Here is a 17,460-nt window from a genome sequence, read left to right as displayed (position 1 = left end):
TTTTTAAGAGGGTGTAAAACCTTACTTTTGTGCGTTTAATTTTAGAAAACCTAGATGGATCCTATACTGATCAAGACCATTCAATTTTTTTTAAGTCTTTCCCTGTTGATCGTTCTTCATGAACTAGGACATTTTGTTCCAGCCAAACTTTTTAAAACAAGGGTCGAGAAATTTTACTTGTTTTTTGATGTCAAGTTTTCCCTATTTAAAAAGAAAATTGGCGAAACCGTTTATGGTATTGGGTGGTTGCCGTTGGGGGGCTATGTGAAGATAGCCGGTATGATAGACGAAAGTATGGATACCGAGGCTATGAAGGAAGAACCCAAGGAATGGGAATTTAGAAGTAAACCGGCATGGCAACGCCTAATTATCATGATTGGTGGGGTAACCGTAAATTTTATACTGGCTTTTATTATCTACATTGGAATGGCCTTTGTTTATGGGGACCAAATTATACCTGCAGATAGTTTAAAGGATGGTGTACAGGTGGTAGTTCCTGAAATTGGAGACCAGCTTGGAATTAAAACCGGAGATAAGATTTTAGCGGTCGACGGTAATGAAATTGAGGACTTCAATACAGTTTTTATTGAAATTGTAAACGGTAACAGTATCACCATTGAAAGGGATGGGGAGGTAATGGAACGTGAAATACCGGTCGATTTTATTTCCACCTTGATCGATGATAAGGAAAAGGCTCGGTTTTTAAGTTTTCGCCAGCCTTTTATAGTTCAAGAAGTAGCACCGGATTCGCCCAACAAAGGTATTGATCTTCAAAAGAATGACGTGCTTGTATCCATTAATGGGCAGAGCGCCTCTTATATGGATGAGGTTGTGCCTATTTTGGAAGCCAATAGGGGTAAGGAAGTGAGTATTATCATAAGGCGTGAAAATGGGCAGACCAAGACCTTACAGGCCCAGGTAAACGAGGATGCCAAATTAGGTATAGCCATTGCTACCACTATGAAGGAGTATGAGCGCATGGGGTATTTTAAAATAGAGACTCGTAAGTATAGTTTCATGGAGGCTATTCCGGCGGGTTTTGACAAAGGGGTCAATACGGTAACGGGCTATTTAAAACAGCTGAAGAAAATTTTTAACCCGGACACAGGCGCTTATAAAGGCGTGGGAGGATTTGCAGCTATAGGTGGATTGTTTCCGGAAACATGGGATTGGGAGATTTTTTGGGGCACCACCGCATTTTTATCCATTATGTTGGCCGTTCTAAACCTCTTGCCAATACCTGCTCTTGATGGCGGACACGTTATGTTTTTACTGTATGAAATGGTTACGGGACGTAAGCCAAGCGATAAATTTTTGGAATATGCCCAAATGGTAGGTTTCTTTTTATTATTGGCTTTAATTCTCTTTGCCAACGGAAATGATTTGTACCGTTGGTTAAGTGGAAAATAGTTTGAAAAAATTGTTTGGCACAAATAAAAAAACAATTATATTTGCACCCGCTTTAAGCAATTAAAGTGGTTGAAATTCCTCCTTAGCTCAGTTGGTTAGAGCATCTGACTGTTAATCAGAGGGTCCTTGGTTCGAGCCCAAGAGGGGGAGCAAAATAGAAATCCGATACTGAAAAGTGTCGGATTTTTTGGTTTTTCATGCTTGCCATGACTTTAGGCCAAAGGCTGGATTGCACCTTATTTGGTAGCACTAGGAGGCCTCTTGCCAAGTTTTTCTAAGATAAGTCAAGTCTGTTTTCATCTTCTTGAAAACTTCCTTATAACCAATGCTCAGCTTTGTGTCCCCATGTTCAGCACCACCTAGGTCGTATTCCAGGTGTAATGAAACAGGTGCATTGATATCATATTTTTTGAGTAATGAAAAGTAGCGTTTAAAATCCACCATTCCTTCTCCTAAAGGTGTGTTGATAGGTTTCCAGACACCGTTTTTTTGTCCCCATTTAAAATCCTTTATTACGATGGTATTGATATGGTCTTTGATAAGGTGAAGACCAAGTTCCCAACTTCCGCCAGCTTCTGCTACAGCATGTCTTATGTCGTATTGCATTCCCAAGTGGTCTGAGGTGCTGTTTTTAAGCAATTCATAAGCATCCCAAATGGGAGCGCCCACATGTTTTCCAAAATGATTTTGGTAGGAACCTTTTATATCTAGCTGTTTATTGAGTTGCTCCAATGTTGAAAACTGCTTTTTGAAATTATTCAGTTGCTCGGCAATCGGCCTTTCTTGTGAATAGGTCAACCAGCCAGTCCTGTAATGTTTAATTCCCAGTTGACTAGCGGTTCGGAGAATATTCTGCTCCAGTTCGTCTTGGGCATCCAATACGCTTGTGGTCATAAGTGTATGTTTAAGCCCGGCGTCTTGAATGGCTTTCACTGCCAATGGTAAATCGCGACCCACATTTTCTGGCAACACATGTCCCTTGGGTCTAACAGTTGTATCAATACCGTCAAAACCTATTTCCGCGGCAAACGAGGCCATATCTTGATAGTTTAGAAACTGTAGATGTTTCGAGAAAATATGCACTTCTAGCCCTTTATTGGCATTTGTTGAATTAAATAAATTGGATTTCAATGGAAGGATGGAAGCCAACAAGGCTGCACTGGACTTTTGCATAAACGTTCGTCTATGAATAGAATTATTCTTGTATTTCATCATTAGAGGGTTAAGGAAAGTTATAGAGTGCTAAAATAAAATTAATATATTTGGTTTTCCAAATTGGTTAACCAATTAATTTTTAGTTATGAAACGTTCCAAACATGTGATAATTCTTGTAGGTATTTGTGGTACAGGTAAAAGTCCCATAGGTAGAAAGGTAGCAAATAGACTTGAGATTCCGTTTTACGATGCGGATTTTCTGATGGAGTTCAATAAACCAGAATACGCAAATTCTATAGATTGGTTGGAATCAATTCAAGAACTCATAGAAACGAGCCTTGAAAGCGAAGGGTGTGTCATTGCTTGTTCTTTGCTAAAAAAGGAGCAGCGTTTGCAAATAAATGATAAACTTAAAATTGATATTGACTGGATATTTCTTCACGGTTCCTATGATGAAATTCATAGAAAGTTATCCGAAGGAGAAAGTGAGAGGCGAACCGAAACAGAACTTAAAAAGGACTACGACCAATTGGAAATACCTAAGAGAGCCTTAACAATAGAAGTGGGCAATCCAGAAGAAGAAAGTGTCGATACAATTTTAAAGTACTTGGCAAGAAAGTACTATTAATTATCAAATGTTAAATTTTAAGCTTATTAAATTATTATTTGCGCAATAAAATAATATTCTTATTTTTGGTAAACCAAATTGGTTAACCAATTAAAAATAAGATGATAAAATTTATTTCCGTATCCCTAGTTGCTTCCGTTTTACTTTTATCCTGTGAAACGAAAAAAGAAAGCCCTCAGCTGGTACATACAATAGAGGCCTTTAATGAAAAAGTCGCTTCGGCCAAGCCCGGTGATACCATACGCTTAGCCAACGGTGTGTGGGAAAATGCCGAATTACTTTTTGAGGGTCAGGGAAGTAAAGAAAACCCCATTGTACTTTCCGTAGAGGAAAAAGGCAAAGTTAGTTTAGAGGGTAATAGCAATCTGAGAATTGCAGGAGAGCATTTAGTAGTGGAAGGCTTGATCTTTAAAAATGGTTATACACCCACTAACGAAGTCATTTCATTTAAAAAAGATAAAGAGAATCTTGCTAACAACTGTCGTTTGACCGAAGTGGTCATAGATAGATATAATAACCCCGAGCGCCATGAAACCGAAACTTGGGTAGCCATTTACGGCAAACACAATCGAGTTGATCACAATCATTTGGCAGGGAAAAACACAAAAGGTGTTACGATGATTGTGCGTTTAAATTCAAAGGAAAGTGAAGAAAATGAAAATCAAATCGACCATAACTATTTTGGGCATCGCCCTAATTTAGGTTCCAATGGCGGTGAAACTCTTAGAATTGGTACAAGTCACTATTCCATGGTCAACTCTAAAACCCAAGTGGTCAGTAATTATTTTGACCGTTGCAATGGAGAGCATGAAATCATTTCGAATAAATCCAATCAGAACGTTTATAAGTACAATACTTTTTTTGAGTGTACAGGTACCTTGACCATGAGACATGGGAACGAAACCATGGTAGATGGCAACGTTTTTATAGGGAACAATAAGCCGAGTACCGGCGGAATTAGGGTCATAAATGGGCAACAAACGGTTGTCAATAACTATGGAGTAGGGCTGACTGGCTACCGTTTTAGAGGAGCCTTTGTCATCATGAACGGAGTGCCCAACTCTCCGCTGAATAGGTATTTTCAGGTGGAAGATGCAACCGTGAAAAACAACACTTTTATTAATTGCGACCACGTTCAATTATGTGCAGGCTCCGATGCGGAACGAAGTGCAACACCCATTAACTCGGTGGTTGCTAGCAACATTTTTTATAATGAAAATAAAGATGATGTTTTTACCGTCTACGATGATATTAGCGGCATCACATTTGAAAATAATTTGATCAGTCCGAATATTGAGCCGATAGCCGAAGGCTTTACTAAAAGAACATTGGAGCTTGAGGAAGATGAAAACGGTTTTTTACTTCCTACTGATGAGTCAATTGAAATGGGTGCTGAAATTAGCGATGAGATTGCTACCAAAGAAAACACGGGAGTAAGCTGGTATTCCAAAGCTGATTGGATGGTGGCGCTTTCTTCTGGAAAAACCATCAATGTAGAGCCGGGTTTGAACACTTTAGTCAATGCTGCCCTAGAATCGGAGGCGGGAGATATTTTGGTGTTGTCCGCCGGGGATTATAACAATACTAAAGCTATTAGCGTTACGCATCCTTTGACCTTAAAGGCTTCCGGAGATTCGAAGCCTGTGCTTCTCTTTGAAAAAAAGTCTTTATTTGATATTGAAAACGGAGGTGCCTTACGGTTGGAGGGACTCAAATTTAACGGTGAAAATGCCCCTGATGATAACGGAAATACGGTCATCTCTACCAGTAAGTATTCCATGAACCAGAACTATAAATTGTTCGTTGAAAACTGCGATTTTGTTAATTTGGATGTCAATCACTCATTTGACGCCATCAAGGTTTATAAGAACACTTTTGCCGATACGGTAAGCATTAAAAACTCGCGCTTTGAAAATCTTACCGGTAATCTGATGGCTTTAGATAAAGAGACTGATGATATCGGAATTTACAATGTAGAATACGTCATCCTAAAAAATAATGTATTTAAAGATATAGGTGGGGCTGCCTTAAGACTTTACCGTGGCGGTACCGATGAAAGCACATTCGGTCCTTTCCTAGAAATAGAACATTCCGTATTTGATAATGTAGGGCACGATAAACGAAACAAGTACGATGCGGCTGTTTCCTTATACGGGGTACAGGAAATAGATATTAAGAATAACATTTTCAAAGATAGTAAAGCCATTAACATGCATCTGGTCGTCGGTGAGCCCATTGTAAAGGTGGCCAATAACGCATTGAGCAATTCAGAAAATTTAGAAGTCACCGGCGACCAGAAATACTCGGTAGAAAACCAATGGCAATTGGCTCCAGATTTTGTGAATACGGATACGTATCAATTAAAAGCTTCCTCCCCTTTAAAAAGTAAGGCGACTGACGGATCTGATTTAGGTCTGAAATTCTAAGACCAATGAGAGAATTAAAGAGCGTATTGGTTTTAGCCTTTCTTTGCTTAAGTATTTCTTTTTTAGGAAATGCCCAGGAACACCCTAGTCTTATACTAACAAAAGAAGGTGTAGATAAAATCAGAAAAGAACTAGGGAATTTGCCTTTGTTCGATGCTAGTTTAGAAGTGGTAAAACAGGAAGTGGATGTTGAAATTCGTGAGGGGATCGATACCCCAATACCCAAAGATTATTCCGGAGGTTATACCCATGAAAGGCACAAAAGAAATTTTTTAATTGCGCAAAAAGCAGGAGTGCTGTATCAAATTCTACAGGACGAAAAGTATGCGAAGTATATCAAAGACATGCTTTTTCAGTATGAGAGTATGTATCTTGATTTGCCGAAACATCCGCAACCCAGATCATATGCAAGAGGTAAGTTGTTCTGGCAATGTTTAAATGACTCAAACTGGCTAGTTTACATGAGCCAGGCTTATGACTGCATATATGATTATTTGTCAAAAAAAGAGCGTAAAACACTAGAAAAAAATCTGTTCAAACCTTTTGCTGATTATATCAGTATAGGGAATCCTCAATTTTTCAATCGAGTGCATAATCACAGTACTTGGGGCAATGCAGCTGTTGGTATGATTGGCTTGGTTATGAACGATGATGAATTGGTTCAAAGGGCATTGTATGGTATTGAAGACGACGGACTTGAAGTTGGAGCTAAGGACAATGATGGAGGATTTATAAAGACTGAAGGTCAAAAAACGGGCTTTTTGGCTAATCTGGAAGAACCCTTCTCACCTGACGGTTATTATACAGAGGGCCCTTATTATCAGCGCTACGCCATGTATCCCTTTCTCATTTTTGCAACAGGGTTGAACAACGTGAAGCCAGAGCTTAAGATTTTTAAGCATAAAGATGGCGTACTTTTAAAATCGGTAAATGCATTACTTAATTTGACGGATTCCGACGGGGAATTTTTTCCCATCAATGACGGTCAGAAAGGCATGTCTTACCATTCCCGTGAATTGGTTACAGCGGTGGATATGGCCTATCATTATGGAGGGCAAGACCGAAGCTTGCTTTCCATAGCAAAAGAACAGGGCAGAGTTTTGTTGGATGATTCCGGATTGTCCGTAGCTAGTGCCATCGAGAAGGGTTTAGCAGAACCATTTGAAAAGAAATCTTTGAACTTTAAAGATGGTTCTAAGGGCGATGAAGGTGGTTTGGCCATCTTAAGGGCTGGGGAAGAAGAAACTACCCTGGTGTTTAAATATACCGCTCAGGGCTTAAGTCACGGGCATTATGATAAGCTTTCATATTCGTTATACCATGAAGGGGATGAGGTGGTTCAAGATTACGGGTTGGCAAGGTTCGTGAACATAGAACAGAAAGGTGGCGGTAATTATCTCAAAGAGAATACTACTTGGGCAAAGCAGACTATTGCCCACAATACGTTAGTACAGAATGAATCCTCTCATTTCAACGGGAAGTATGAAATAGGAAGTGAGCATCATTCGGATTTGTATTTTTATGATGATAGCAACCCAACCCTTCAAATAGTAAGTGCCAAAGAAATAAATGCCTATCCTGGAACGGAAATGCACCGAACAATGGCATTAATTGAGGATAAAGATTTTGAAAACCCCATTGTTATTGACTTGTTGCGAGTGACCTCCGATGAAGTCAATAAATACGATCTGCCGTTTTATTTTATAGGTCAGCTCATGCAAACCAATTTTGAGTATGATTCTCCAAAAACATTGAACGTACTGGGAGATGCAAACGGCTATCAGCATTTGTATAGGGAAGGTTCTGGAATAGCGTCCACTGAGAACAGTAAAGTTTCATGGTTGAATAAAGGAAAATTCTTCACGCTAACGACCAAAACAAACACTGATGACCAGCTACTTTTCACGCGAATGGGTGCCAACGATCCTGAATTTAATCTAAGGCGTGAGGCAGGTTTATTGTTAAGGCGGGAAAACACAAAGAATACCCTTTTTGTTTCCGCTTTTGAAACGCATGGAAGTTATAGCCCTGTTTCCGAGTTTGCGGTCAACTCCTATTCAAATATTGAAAATTTGGATGTGCTGGTGGATACGAATGAGTACACGGCTATTAGAATTGTTCCGGTGAAGGGGAAGTCCATAATGCTTTTGGTCGCAAATAAGGATGCTTCAAAAAAGACTGAACATAGTTTAAAAATAGATGGCGAGAACCATACTTGGTCTGGTCCTTTTGAATATAAATAATAAAGTAAAAACTTAGAAAATGAATCGATCGAGTGACAAATACATGGTGTCCAAAGAAATGGATTGGGAAGCCCTTGGAGGAGGAGTATCTCGCAAATTCTTAGGATATGACAATCAGATTATGATGGTGAGAGTGAAGTTTGAAAAGGGAGCCTTAGGTACTCCGCACCAACATTTTCATACACAGGCAACTTATGTGGTCTCAGGCAAGTTCGAATTTGAAATCGATGGGGTAAAAAAAATTGTGGAAGCAGGCGATGGCGTTTATATTGAACCCAATTTATTGCACAGTGCGGTTTGCTTGGAAGAAGGCGAATTGATTGATACTTTTAGTCCGGTACGTGAAGATTTTTTAAGTGGGGATCAGGTTTCTTATTTTGGGGACAAGTCATAGAGCGTCTCTCATAAGAAGGTTGATTTTTAAAATTTCAATTCAAAAGCTAGATGAAACAAACAACAAATAAACTCCAAGGAAAAAATGTTCTGATTACTGCAGGAGCTCAAGGAATTGGTGAAGCGATTACAAGACATTTTATAGACAACGGGGCCAATGTGGGGGTTCACTATTTTTCAAGTGCCGACACGGCCAATGAACTGGTTTCCTATGCTATTGAAAAAGGCCTGAAAGCTGTAGCCGTAGGCGGAGATTTGACCAAAGAGGCTGATGCAACGAAACTTGTGGAACAAACAGTAAGTGCTTTGGGTGGATTGGACATTCTGATCAACAATGCAGGTTCGTTGGTGGCGCGTAGAAACCTCGATGAAATGGAAGCTGAATTCTGGCATTGGGTAATGGATATTAATCTTACCTCAATGATGTTCGTAACCAAAGCAGCGGCTTCGCACCTAACAAAGAACGAGCAAAGTAGCATTGTAAATTTGGCATCACTGGCTGGCCGAAAGGGCGGTCATGCAGGTTCCTTGGCTTATTCCACCAGTAAAGGGGCTATCTTGACATTCACTAGGGCTCTTTCTTCAGAGTTAGGTCCTCAAGGTGTTATGGTAAATGCCGTAGCACCCGGCTTGATTCTTGGTACTTCTTTTCACAATACACACACCACAAAAGAATCAGCAGACGCTACAATTGCCGGTATACCTATTAAAAGACCCGGCAATGCCAATGATGTTGCAAGGGCAGTGCTCTTTTTGGCATCGGAGTATGATGGTTTCATTACGGGTGCAACTTTAGATATCAACGGCGGTGTGTATAATATGTAGCCCGAAACTGGTATTTTCATAAAAATCGATGGATTTTTTATGAATTGAACACTTTGGAGAGTGTTAAAATTCCAGATTTATAAAAATTACCTCAAAATTTATACAAATTAATTTTTTCATAAAGTTTTATTAATTTATATTTGGTAAACCAAATTGGTTAACCAGTATGGAAAACCAAAATAGCAAGGCACGAAACTAAAACTTTTAAAAAATACAGTATATGAGATTTTGACGGATAGAAATAAAAAAAAGGACGGGTGCACGCCCATCCTTTTTAAAATAAGTTTACTTCAGTCTGAAGGGAAGTAATACTTGAGAACATGCATCTATTGCTAAATCACGTTCGCCACAAAATTACAAAATTCATTGAAATTCACGGCAGCGTGCAACAGGTAAGTTGAAAATTACGATGTGCTTCTAACTCAACGGCACAGAAGTTTAACCGGCTTAAGAACCGGTTACTTTACTAACTTAACATTACTACAAATGAATTTAAAAACTCAATTTTTTACAATGCTGGTATTGCTGTTCAATATCTCATTGTATGCGCAAGACGGTTACACGCTGACCGGTACTGTAAATGATGATGCCGGCATGCCTATTCCAGGGGCCAATGTTGTTATCCAAAATACTACTACAGGTACTTCCACAGATTTTGATGGTAATTATTCCATTAATGTAAGTAACGGAGATGTGCTGGTATTTTCCTCACTAGGTTTTACTTCTAAGACGGTTGCTATTAGCGGACAAACTACTCTTGATGTAATTCTCGTTGAAGATGCGGCTTTATTGGATGAAGTGGTTATCGTCGGGTATGGCGCCCGTAAGAAATCACACCTCACCGGGGCTATCGCCAAGGTTGACGGTGGTGATGTTGCCGGCGTACAGACGACTAGGGTAGATGAAGCTCTGGCAGGTAAATTACCCGGGGTTTTGATACAAAATCAAGACGGTTCGCCTGGTGCCGACCCAAAAATTCAAATTCGTGCGGCATCTTCCATTTCGGGTGATTCCAATCCTTTGATTGTTGTGGATGGGTATCCTATTTCAGGAAACTTGGCTACTGTAAATCCTAATGATATTGAAAGCCTGGAAGTGCTTAAAGATGCTGCTTCCGCTGCGATTTATGGTTCTCGAGGTGCAAATGGGGTTATACTTGTTACTACCAAAAAAGGCCGCTCCGGAAAAGCTTCTTTTAGTTATAATGGCTACACCAGTTTTTCTAGCAAATACCGCGATAATATCATGATGTCCGGTCCTGAATGGGCGGAATATGCGAGAGATGAAATCGCAGCCGGAAATTGGGATTTGTCCCAAATTGACCCTGATTTCGTTGAGTACAGGCTAAATGCCTACGAAAACTCTCCGGGTGCCATTAGTCCTGAAGACTGGTTATTCAGAAGCGGTAGTGCTACAAGTCATGATTTTAGTGTGAGCGGAGGTACGGATGATGTCAACTATTTTGCATCCTTGGGGTATCAAAATGCCGAAGGTATCATTATAACCGAAGGTTTTGAAAGACTGAATGCCCGTTTGAACGTTGATGCCAAACTGGGAGAAAAATTTAAAACAGGACTTAGTTTTAACGGCTTTACTTCTCATAGGGATATTCTGGGCCATGACATGCGTGACCTTCTTAGGGCATACGGGGTGCACCCAATTTATCATACCGAAGAGTCCATCGCTTTCGTTCAGTCTCTTGATGCTCAGGCACAAGCCCTAGGTTTAGCAGCTTTTGATAATGGTTATAGAGGTTCGACCTTTGAGGCCAGTAGTATTTATGATTTAGAACCAGGTATGACTGCCCAAGATTGGCACTACGGTAGAGCCAATAATGGTATTGGTGGTTCCGGAGATGCCGGTCCCGCTACGAAGTTAGATAATACAGAGCGCTGGGAAAAGACGTTCTTTGGTAATGTAAGCTCTTATTTGCAGTATGAAATTATAGACGGACTTAATATTAAGACCGTATTGGGTGGCGACTTAAAAGATACCCAATTCTATGAGCATCGATTACTAGGTTTTGATTCAAGGGCTCGTACAAGTCAGACCTATATGGATCAAACAGACTTGAAGATTTCTACGGTGCTAAGTGAAACAACCTTAAACTATGCTAAAGTACTTGGTAAGCATGATATTGCTGCCGTGGCAGGGGTTGAATTTCAAACGACTCAATTGGTAGGAACTGCATTGGATGGTTCCAATGTACCTGACACCGCCATTCAAAATTATAACCTTTTTGAACCATCTGATATTACGGTTACGGAACGTGATGAGAAAAGGGTAAGGGAAAGTGTTTTTGGCCGAGTGCAATACGCATATGACAATAGATACTTGTTCTCTGCTTCCTTAAGAAGAGATGGTGATTCTCGTTTTGGTGCTAACAAAAGGTATGAAACATTCCCAGCACTTTCTGTGGGTTGGAATATTCACAACGAATCCTTTTTGGCGGATAGCGAAACTCTAAGCCAATTAAAACTTCGCTTTAGTACTGGTTCACTGGGTACTACCTCCTTCTTAGGGTCGTACGATGCCTTAAGTTTATTGGATCCTCAAGCGACCATTTACGGAACAGGGTATTTAATTCCTTCCAATGTGGCCAATCCTGATTTGACTTGGCAGACGAATACAGAAACCAACTACGGTATCGACTTAGGTTTCTTTAACAACCGCTTGAGGTTGGGTGTCGATTATTATACTTCTGATATTGAAGATATCTTGATCAACCAAAGTGTCTCCGAGGTATTGGGTACCACTTCTATTGTACTTAATTCTGGCGATGTAAGAAGTTCTGGTTTAGAATTTCAATTGAATGCCAACGTGGTAAGTACCGAAGATTTTTCTTGGAGCTTTAATGCCAACCTTTCTACCGTTGAAACTGAAATTACCAATTTAGGTGGATTGGAAGAATTACCACAAGCTATTTACGGAGTTAGTGGTAGAGGTCCTGTTTTTAGAAACTATGTAGGTGGAGGTATTGGTGAAATGTGGGCTTTGGAGACCATCGGAGAAGTAGAAATGATTTACTTGGAAGATGGTACCAGACATCCTAACAATACTACGGGAGAATCTTATGTGGTTGACCAGAATGGTGACGGTGTAATTGATGCGACCAGAAGTGTTGAAGATGGTGGAGATTTAGTAATGGTGGGTCAAAACACTCCTGATTTTTATTGGGGTATGGCACAGAACTTTAGATACAAGAATTTTGATCTTGCAATGCAATTTCAGGGCTCTCATGGTGGGGAGGTCTACAACGTTGATCCTTTGTATTATGAATCGCAATGGAGCGGAAGGTTGGTAGACAGCTTTGATGCCGATGACGATGGCATTGCCGATCATAACGGAGAATTCTATACGGGAAATAGGTATCAAACTGATGCCATGGTACAAGATGCTTCTTATGTAGCCTTGAGAAACTTGACCTTGGGCTATACGTTGAATCCTGATTTAACGAGTAAGGTAGGTTTGAATTCTGTAAGACTTTATGCTGCGGCAACCAATCTATTGTATTTGTGGGCAGATAACTATACATCCTATAACCCTGAAGGTGTTGCAACCTCAGGAGGAGATTACTTAGGTCCAACCACTTATGGAGCACAGGTAGGGGCAACCCCGGTAGTGAGAAGCTTTACGCTAGGACTCAATCTTAACTTTTAAAAAAAGAATAATATGAAAACAATATATAGATTATTTCTAGGTGCGGCACTTTTGGTAACGGCCTGTGATAACGATTTAGATCAGTTTCCATCAAATATAGCGAGTTCAGATTCCTTGGAAGATTTTGCTGGGGTCTTGAATGCGGCTTATTACTATCAGCTGGGATCGGTTACGCCAATAGCCGTCATGGGAGAATTTAGAGCTGATAATGCCCTGATGGATGAAGCTCCCTATACGGAATTTGATGAGTACGATAATGGATTGACCGCCATGGAAGACCAATTTTTTGGTCCTTTTTATACGGCCATGTATAAATCCATATTAAGTGCCAATAACGTCATTGAAAATTCTACGGACGCCACTGAAATTGGGGAGGCAAAGTTTTTAAGAGCTTTATCCTATTTTAAATTGGTACAGGTTTTCGGTGATGTGACTATCAACCTGTCTTCTGCTCCTGATTTGACGGACACTTCTATTTTGGCTAGACAGCCTACTTCTGAAGTATATAGCAGTGTAATTATTCCAGATTTGCAAGATGCTATTTCGGCTTTGGACGTTGAAATTAATAACGGTCGAGCTTCCAAATTTGCAGCACATGGTTTATTGGGCAAAGTATATGTTACTATGGGCAATTACAACAGTGCAGAACCCCATTTGGCGGCAGTGGTCAATGGTGCGGCATCTGCAGGACTTAGCCTAAAGGAGAATTTTAGTGAAATATTTGGTGCCGAAAATGAAGTGGAAAATTCTGAAATTATTTTTTCTACCCAGGTCTCTAGCTCAATCACGGATGAATATACCTTTGGTTCAGACTTTTGGAACTGGTTCGTAGGAGATGATTCCAAATCGGATTTTCCTGTTGATCCAGATTTAGTAGCTGCTTTTGATGCCGTGGCGAACGATACTTTAGAGGGTGGTGATTTGAGGAGAGCGGTAACACTAGGTCCTGAAGAACTTACCGCGGTTAAGTTTCCCAAAGAGGGAGGTTTAGGTGCAGAGCATGATTGGATCGAGCTGAGATTGGCCGATGTGATATTATTGTATGCCGAGACTTTGAACGAAAACGGGGCTGCCCCAGCCGAAGTACTTGGTCTATTAGACCCCATTAGAACCAGGGCGGGTTTGATGCCATTAGATCCGACGACCATCAATACGCAAGCTTTGGTTAGAGAGGCCATTTTGGACGAAAGAAGATTAGAGTTGGCCTTTGAGGGACAAAGATGGTTTGATTTGGTGAGAACAGGAACGGTCGATCAAGAAATAGGAGAAACAGTGAACAGTAATTACTATGTGTTCCCGGTCCCTGTATCCGAAATATTGGCCACAGATGGGGTTATAACGCAGAATGCTGGGTATTGATAAATGCTAAAGTTTATACATTTTCATAGAGTTAGTTTGATTTATTTAAGTTGTTTTTAGAGTTGTATCAGTTCGGAGTTTTGCCAACTCCCTAAAAAGAGTTGGCAAATACTCCCAACATTGTAAAACACTTATTTTCATGAGATTTTTGGGGTTGGATTCATATTGAAATCGGAAAAAAAGTAATAATTTTAACATACCAATCTGGTTAACCAATTTAAAATTGTGGGTATGAAATTAGAAATGTTGTCAAAAAGCGAGAATAGGGAAATTCAAAATGAAATTATCTCCAAAATTCGTGATTTGATCAATTACAAAAATTTGGAACCAGGCGACAAACTTCCAGCGGAGCGCGTATTAGCTGAAAAATTTGATGTAAGCAGAAGTAATGTACGCTCGGCGCTACAAAAACTCGAGTTTTATGGCATTTTATATAGCAAACCACAGAGTGGAACCTTTATTGCGGATATAGGTCAGATAGCCATGAACGGTATGATTGAGGATATTCTTGGATTGGCGGAACAGGATTTTAAGTCCTTGGTGGAAACGCGGATACTTTTGGAGCTTAAAATCGTAAAAATGGCCGCATTAAGAAGGACTGACGAAGACTTGCAAAGAATCAAGGATGCCTTGGATGCGTACAAGATAAAAATGGTGAGAGCAGAAACTTGTGTAGAAGAGGATTTACTTTTTCACTTGGCTATTGCATCCGCCAGTAAGAATAGCACCATGAACGCTTTGATGCTTCTGATAACGCCGGAAATCATTGTGGCCTATGAAGAAGACAAGGTTTGTGAAGGTGATGTGGCCTTAGCGCAAATAAGAAATCACGAAGATATTTATAACGCCATTCGGGATCAAAATCCGCAATTGGCAAAAGAAAAAATGAAATCACATTTTACCAAGTTGTACGATTACATCTATGGTGAAGATAGAAAAATAGCGAACAAAGGATAGAAGTGCACGATTTGTTCTTTGTTGCTTTTTAAATTCTGAAGGGAAATAATACTTGAATCTTCTTAGTTAGGGGTTGATACCGGTTTCCTCGGTATCAATTTTTACCATTTGAACAGATTCAGGTAGCAACCGTTGCGGCATTAATTTCCGTAGCGACCCCAACATGGGGCAGGACAAATATTGTCCATGTTTAGGCTAGATTAATGAATATAAATGATTGAAAATGAAGTTTAAAGGTTTGCGATGGGGTGTTATTACGCTCATAGCGTTGGCAACGGTCATCAATTATATCGATAGACAGGCCCTTCCGGTTTTATGGCCTGATATGGCAGAAGAATTATATCCTGATAAAACCGCCGATGAACGCAAGGGTATTTACGCACTCATATCCACTTTTTTCATTTTCTCCTATGCCTTTGGTCAGGCCATTTTTGGTAAGATTTTCGACAGGGTCGGTACGCGGTTGGGGTTTGTACTTTCCATTGGTTTTTGGTCCATAGCCACCGCTTTACACGCCTTCGCGAAGGGGGTGGTGAGCTTGTCCATTTTCCGTTCCCTGTTAGGGGTTGCCGAAGCAGGTAATTGGCCTGGTGCGGCAAAAGGCAATGCAGAATGGTTCCCTACAAAAGAAAGGGCTCTGGCACAGGGTATTTTCAATTCCGGTGCGGCCATAGGTGGTATCATAGCTTTTCCCACACTCGGAATCCTGTCCGTTTATTTCAGCTGGCATTATATCTTTCTTTTAGTGGGTATTGTTGGATTGATTTGGCTGATTCCTTGGTGGATTTTGGTGAAAGCACCACCCTCAAAACACCCTTGGATTACCCCCGAAGAAAAAGAATACATTTTATCTGGTCAGAAAAATCAAGATAAAGATTCTGATGGTGAGTTTGATGAAGGCTATAATCCTGATACGGGTAAAATGCTTAAGCATAAAGAGAGTTGGGGCGTAATAATTGCTTCGGCGGCCATAGACCCAATTTGGTGGCTTTTTATCTTCTGGATTCCCATCTACCTCAATGAAGTTTACGGTATGGATGTTAAATCCATTGGCTTCTACGCATGGGTTCCCTATGTAGGTGCCATGATTGGAGCTTGGTTCGGAGGTCTATTGGCTCAGAACAGGATTAAAGTTGGCTGGACGGTTGATAAAACAAGAAAGCTGGTTATCACCCTAGGTTGTATAATTATGCTCCCTGCCCTGTTGGCCATGGCCAATCCCGGTGGGCCCGAAACGGCCGTGATTTTAATGGCGGTCATTCTTTTTGGATTTCAAATAGCCATAGGCAACGTACAGACCTTACCAAGTGATTTGTTTGGGGGGAAAACAGTAGGAACGCTTTCAGGCTTCGCCGGAATGGCAGCCAAATTGGGAGCATTTGGACTTACAGCCCTGGTACCTTGGCTTACCTCAGGCGGTAACTACACCCCGGCATTCATAATAGGCGCGACCTTGGCTATTATTACCATGGCGAGCGTATGGCTTCTATGCCCAAAAATAGAGCCTTTAAAAGCAAAATAAATTAAGATTATCATTTAAACTAATTAATACAATGAGCAATTCAAACGGAAAAGTAGCAGTCATAACAGGAGCAACCGGAGGTATCGGTTTCGCAGTGGCAAAAAGATTGGGTGAAGATGGGTATACCGTCATTCTCAATGGCATTGACGACGAAGCAGGTGCCGAAAGGGTAAAAGAACTTACCGCGGAAGGTTTTACTGCCGAATACTACGGTTTTGATGTAACCAATGAAGAGGCCGTAACTTCGAATATCAAGTCCATAGGTGAAAAATATGGAAAGATAGATACCTTGGTGAACAATGCAGGTGGCCTTGGCGGAAGATCTAGATTCGAAGAAATGACTACGGAATTTTACCGTTCGGTCATGGCATTGAATCTTGATTCCACCTTTTTTGCCTCTAGAGCCGCAATACCCTTCCTGAAAAAAGGAGAGGATGCTTCCATTATCAATTATACTTCAAATGCAGCTTGGACGGCCGGCGGCCCCGGAGCAGGTATCTACGGAACTTCAAAAGCGGGTGTCAATACGATTACAAAGGCGTTGGCTAAAGATTTGGCTGAATATGGTATTAGGGTAAACGCCGTATCACCGGGTACTATTGACACTCCCTTTCATGCTCAAATCAAGTCTACAAAGCCTGAAGTTTTCGCATCCTGGGCCAATAGCATTATGTTGGGTAGGTTGGGGCAACCAGAAGACGTAGCCGGAGTGGTTTCCTTTTTGGCTAGTAGCGATGCCAAGTTTATCACTGCCGAAACCATTCAAATTGGGGGCGGACAAGCATTGGGCATCTAAAATAATATTGAATAAATCGATTATACCTTCTTAAAAGCATTGAAATGAAAAAAGTAGTGACCTTCGGTGAGATCATGCTTCGCTTG

12 protein-coding genes and 1 tRNA gene are annotated in these 17,460 nt (G+C 40.6%); 12 read left to right on the top strand and 1 reads right to left on the bottom strand.

Annotated elements, in window-relative coordinates:
* The first annotated feature begins 54 nt into the window (after positions 1-54).
* Together rseP and BIZ36_RS19410 are read left to right on the top strand one after the other, a co-directional pair.
* On the top strand, positions 55-1,410 hold the full coding sequence (gene rseP, locus BIZ36_RS19415; RefSeq protein ID WP_187459532.1) for an RIP metalloprotease RseP: 1,356 nt from the start codon (positions 55-57) through the stop codon (positions 1,408-1,410).
* Between the two features lie 76 nt (positions 1,411-1,486).
* A tRNA-Asn gene (locus BIZ36_RS19410) sits at positions 1,487-1,560 on the top strand.
* Positions 1,561-1,659: 99 nt separating this feature from the next.
* On the opposite strand, the gene BIZ36_RS19405 is transcribed toward BIZ36_RS19410, so the two are convergent.
* Positions 1,660-2,583: a sugar phosphate isomerase/epimerase family protein gene (locus tag BIZ36_RS19405; RefSeq protein ID WP_286175003.1), complete on the bottom strand. Its 924-nt coding sequence runs from the start codon at positions 2,581-2,583 to the stop codon at positions 1,660-1,662.
* 127 nt (positions 2,584-2,710) lie between these two features.
* Between BIZ36_RS19405 and BIZ36_RS19400 the strand changes: the two genes are divergently transcribed.
* From BIZ36_RS19400 to BIZ36_RS19355, 10 genes are all read left to right on the top strand, one after another.
* Positions 2,711-3,193: a shikimate kinase gene (locus BIZ36_RS19400; RefSeq protein ID WP_187459531.1), complete on the top strand. Its 483-nt coding sequence runs from the start codon at positions 2,711-2,713 to the stop codon at positions 3,191-3,193.
* 101 nt (positions 3,194-3,294) lie between these two features.
* Positions 3,295-5,619 carry a polysaccharide lyase 6 family protein gene (locus BIZ36_RS19395; protein ID WP_187459530.1) on the top strand — a complete coding sequence of 775 codons (2,325 nt, stop codon included), beginning with the start codon at positions 3,295-3,297 and terminating at the stop codon, positions 5,617-5,619.
* 5 nt (positions 5,620-5,624) lie between these two features.
* Positions 5,625-7,862 carry an alginate lyase family protein gene (locus BIZ36_RS19390; protein WP_187459529.1) on the top strand — a complete coding sequence of 746 codons (2,238 nt, stop codon included), beginning with the start codon at positions 5,625-5,627 and terminating at the stop codon, positions 7,860-7,862.
* A 19-nt stretch (positions 7,863-7,881) separates the two neighbouring features.
* On the top strand, positions 7,882-8,256 hold the full coding sequence (locus BIZ36_RS19385) for a cupin domain-containing protein (protein WP_187459528.1): 375 nt from the start codon (positions 7,882-7,884) through the stop codon (positions 8,254-8,256).
* Positions 8,257-8,306: 50 nt separating this feature from the next.
* Positions 8,307-9,080 carry an SDR family NAD(P)-dependent oxidoreductase gene (locus BIZ36_RS19380; RefSeq protein ID WP_187459527.1) on the top strand — a complete coding sequence of 258 codons (774 nt, stop codon included), beginning with the start codon at positions 8,307-8,309 and terminating at the stop codon, positions 9,078-9,080.
* Between the two features lie 486 nt (positions 9,081-9,566).
* Positions 9,567-12,740: a SusC/RagA family TonB-linked outer membrane protein gene (locus BIZ36_RS19375; protein ID WP_187459526.1), complete on the top strand. Its 3,174-nt coding sequence runs from the start codon at positions 9,567-9,569 to the stop codon at positions 12,738-12,740.
* Between the two features lie 12 nt (positions 12,741-12,752).
* On the top strand, positions 12,753-14,099 hold the full coding sequence (locus BIZ36_RS19370) for a RagB/SusD family nutrient uptake outer membrane protein (RefSeq protein ID WP_187459525.1): 1,347 nt from the start codon (positions 12,753-12,755) through the stop codon (positions 14,097-14,099).
* A gap of 231 nt (positions 14,100-14,330) precedes the next feature.
* Complete coding sequence (locus tag BIZ36_RS19365; RefSeq protein ID WP_187459524.1) at positions 14,331-15,056, top strand: FadR/GntR family transcriptional regulator; 726 nt, start codon at positions 14,331-14,333, stop codon at positions 15,054-15,056.
* A 223-nt stretch (positions 15,057-15,279) separates the two neighbouring features.
* Complete coding sequence (locus BIZ36_RS19360; RefSeq protein ID WP_187459523.1) at positions 15,280-16,578, top strand: MFS transporter; 1,299 nt, start codon at positions 15,280-15,282, stop codon at positions 16,576-16,578.
* Positions 16,579-16,609: 31 nt separating this feature from the next.
* Positions 16,610-17,374, top strand: coding sequence for an SDR family NAD(P)-dependent oxidoreductase (locus BIZ36_RS19355; RefSeq protein ID WP_187459522.1), 765 nt, complete (start codon positions 16,610-16,612; stop codon positions 17,372-17,374).
* Positions 17,375-17,460: the final 86 nt, after the last annotated feature.

Origin of the sequence: Cytophaga sp. FL35 (assembly GCF_014349235.1) — a bacterium.
GTDB lineage: Bacteria > Bacteroidota > Bacteroidia > Flavobacteriales > Flavobacteriaceae > Euzebyella.
The sequence above is the reverse complement of the archived record's forward strand: the minus strand, read 5'-3'. Positions and strand labels throughout refer to the sequence as shown.

Coding starts and splice junctions, on each gene's coding strand:
- BIZ36_RS19405 (WP_286175003.1), bottom strand. CDS start 2,583: ATGCAAAAGTCCAGTGCAGCCTTGTTGGCTTCCATCCTTCCATTGAAA.
- BIZ36_RS19395 (WP_187459530.1), top strand. CDS start 3,295: ATGATAAAATTTATTTCCGTATCCCTAGTTGCTTCCGTTTTACTTTTA.
- BIZ36_RS19370 (WP_187459525.1), top strand. CDS start 12,753: ATGAAAACAATATATAGATTATTTCTAGGTGCGGCACTTTTGGTAACG.
- BIZ36_RS19360 (WP_187459523.1), top strand. CDS start 15,280: ATGAAGTTTAAAGGTTTGCGATGGGGTGTTATTACGCTCATAGCGTTG.
- BIZ36_RS19400 (WP_187459531.1), top strand. CDS start 2,711: ATGAAACGTTCCAAACATGTGATAATTCTTGTAGGTATTTGTGGTACA.
- BIZ36_RS19375 (WP_187459526.1), top strand. CDS start 9,567: ATGAATTTAAAAACTCAATTTTTTACAATGCTGGTATTGCTGTTCAAT.
- BIZ36_RS19390 (WP_187459529.1), top strand. CDS start 5,625: ATGAGAGAATTAAAGAGCGTATTGGTTTTAGCCTTTCTTTGCTTAAGT.
- BIZ36_RS19380 (WP_187459527.1), top strand. CDS start 8,307: ATGAAACAAACAACAAATAAACTCCAAGGAAAAAATGTTCTGATTACT.
- BIZ36_RS19355 (WP_187459522.1), top strand. CDS start 16,610: ATGAGCAATTCAAACGGAAAAGTAGCAGTCATAACAGGAGCAACCGGA.
- BIZ36_RS19385 (WP_187459528.1), top strand. CDS start 7,882: ATGAATCGATCGAGTGACAAATACATGGTGTCCAAAGAAATGGATTGG.
- rseP (WP_187459532.1), top strand. CDS start 55: ATGGATCCTATACTGATCAAGACCATTCAATTTTTTTTAAGTCTTTCC.
- BIZ36_RS19365 (WP_187459524.1), top strand. CDS start 14,331: ATGAAATTAGAAATGTTGTCAAAAAGCGAGAATAGGGAAATTCAAAAT.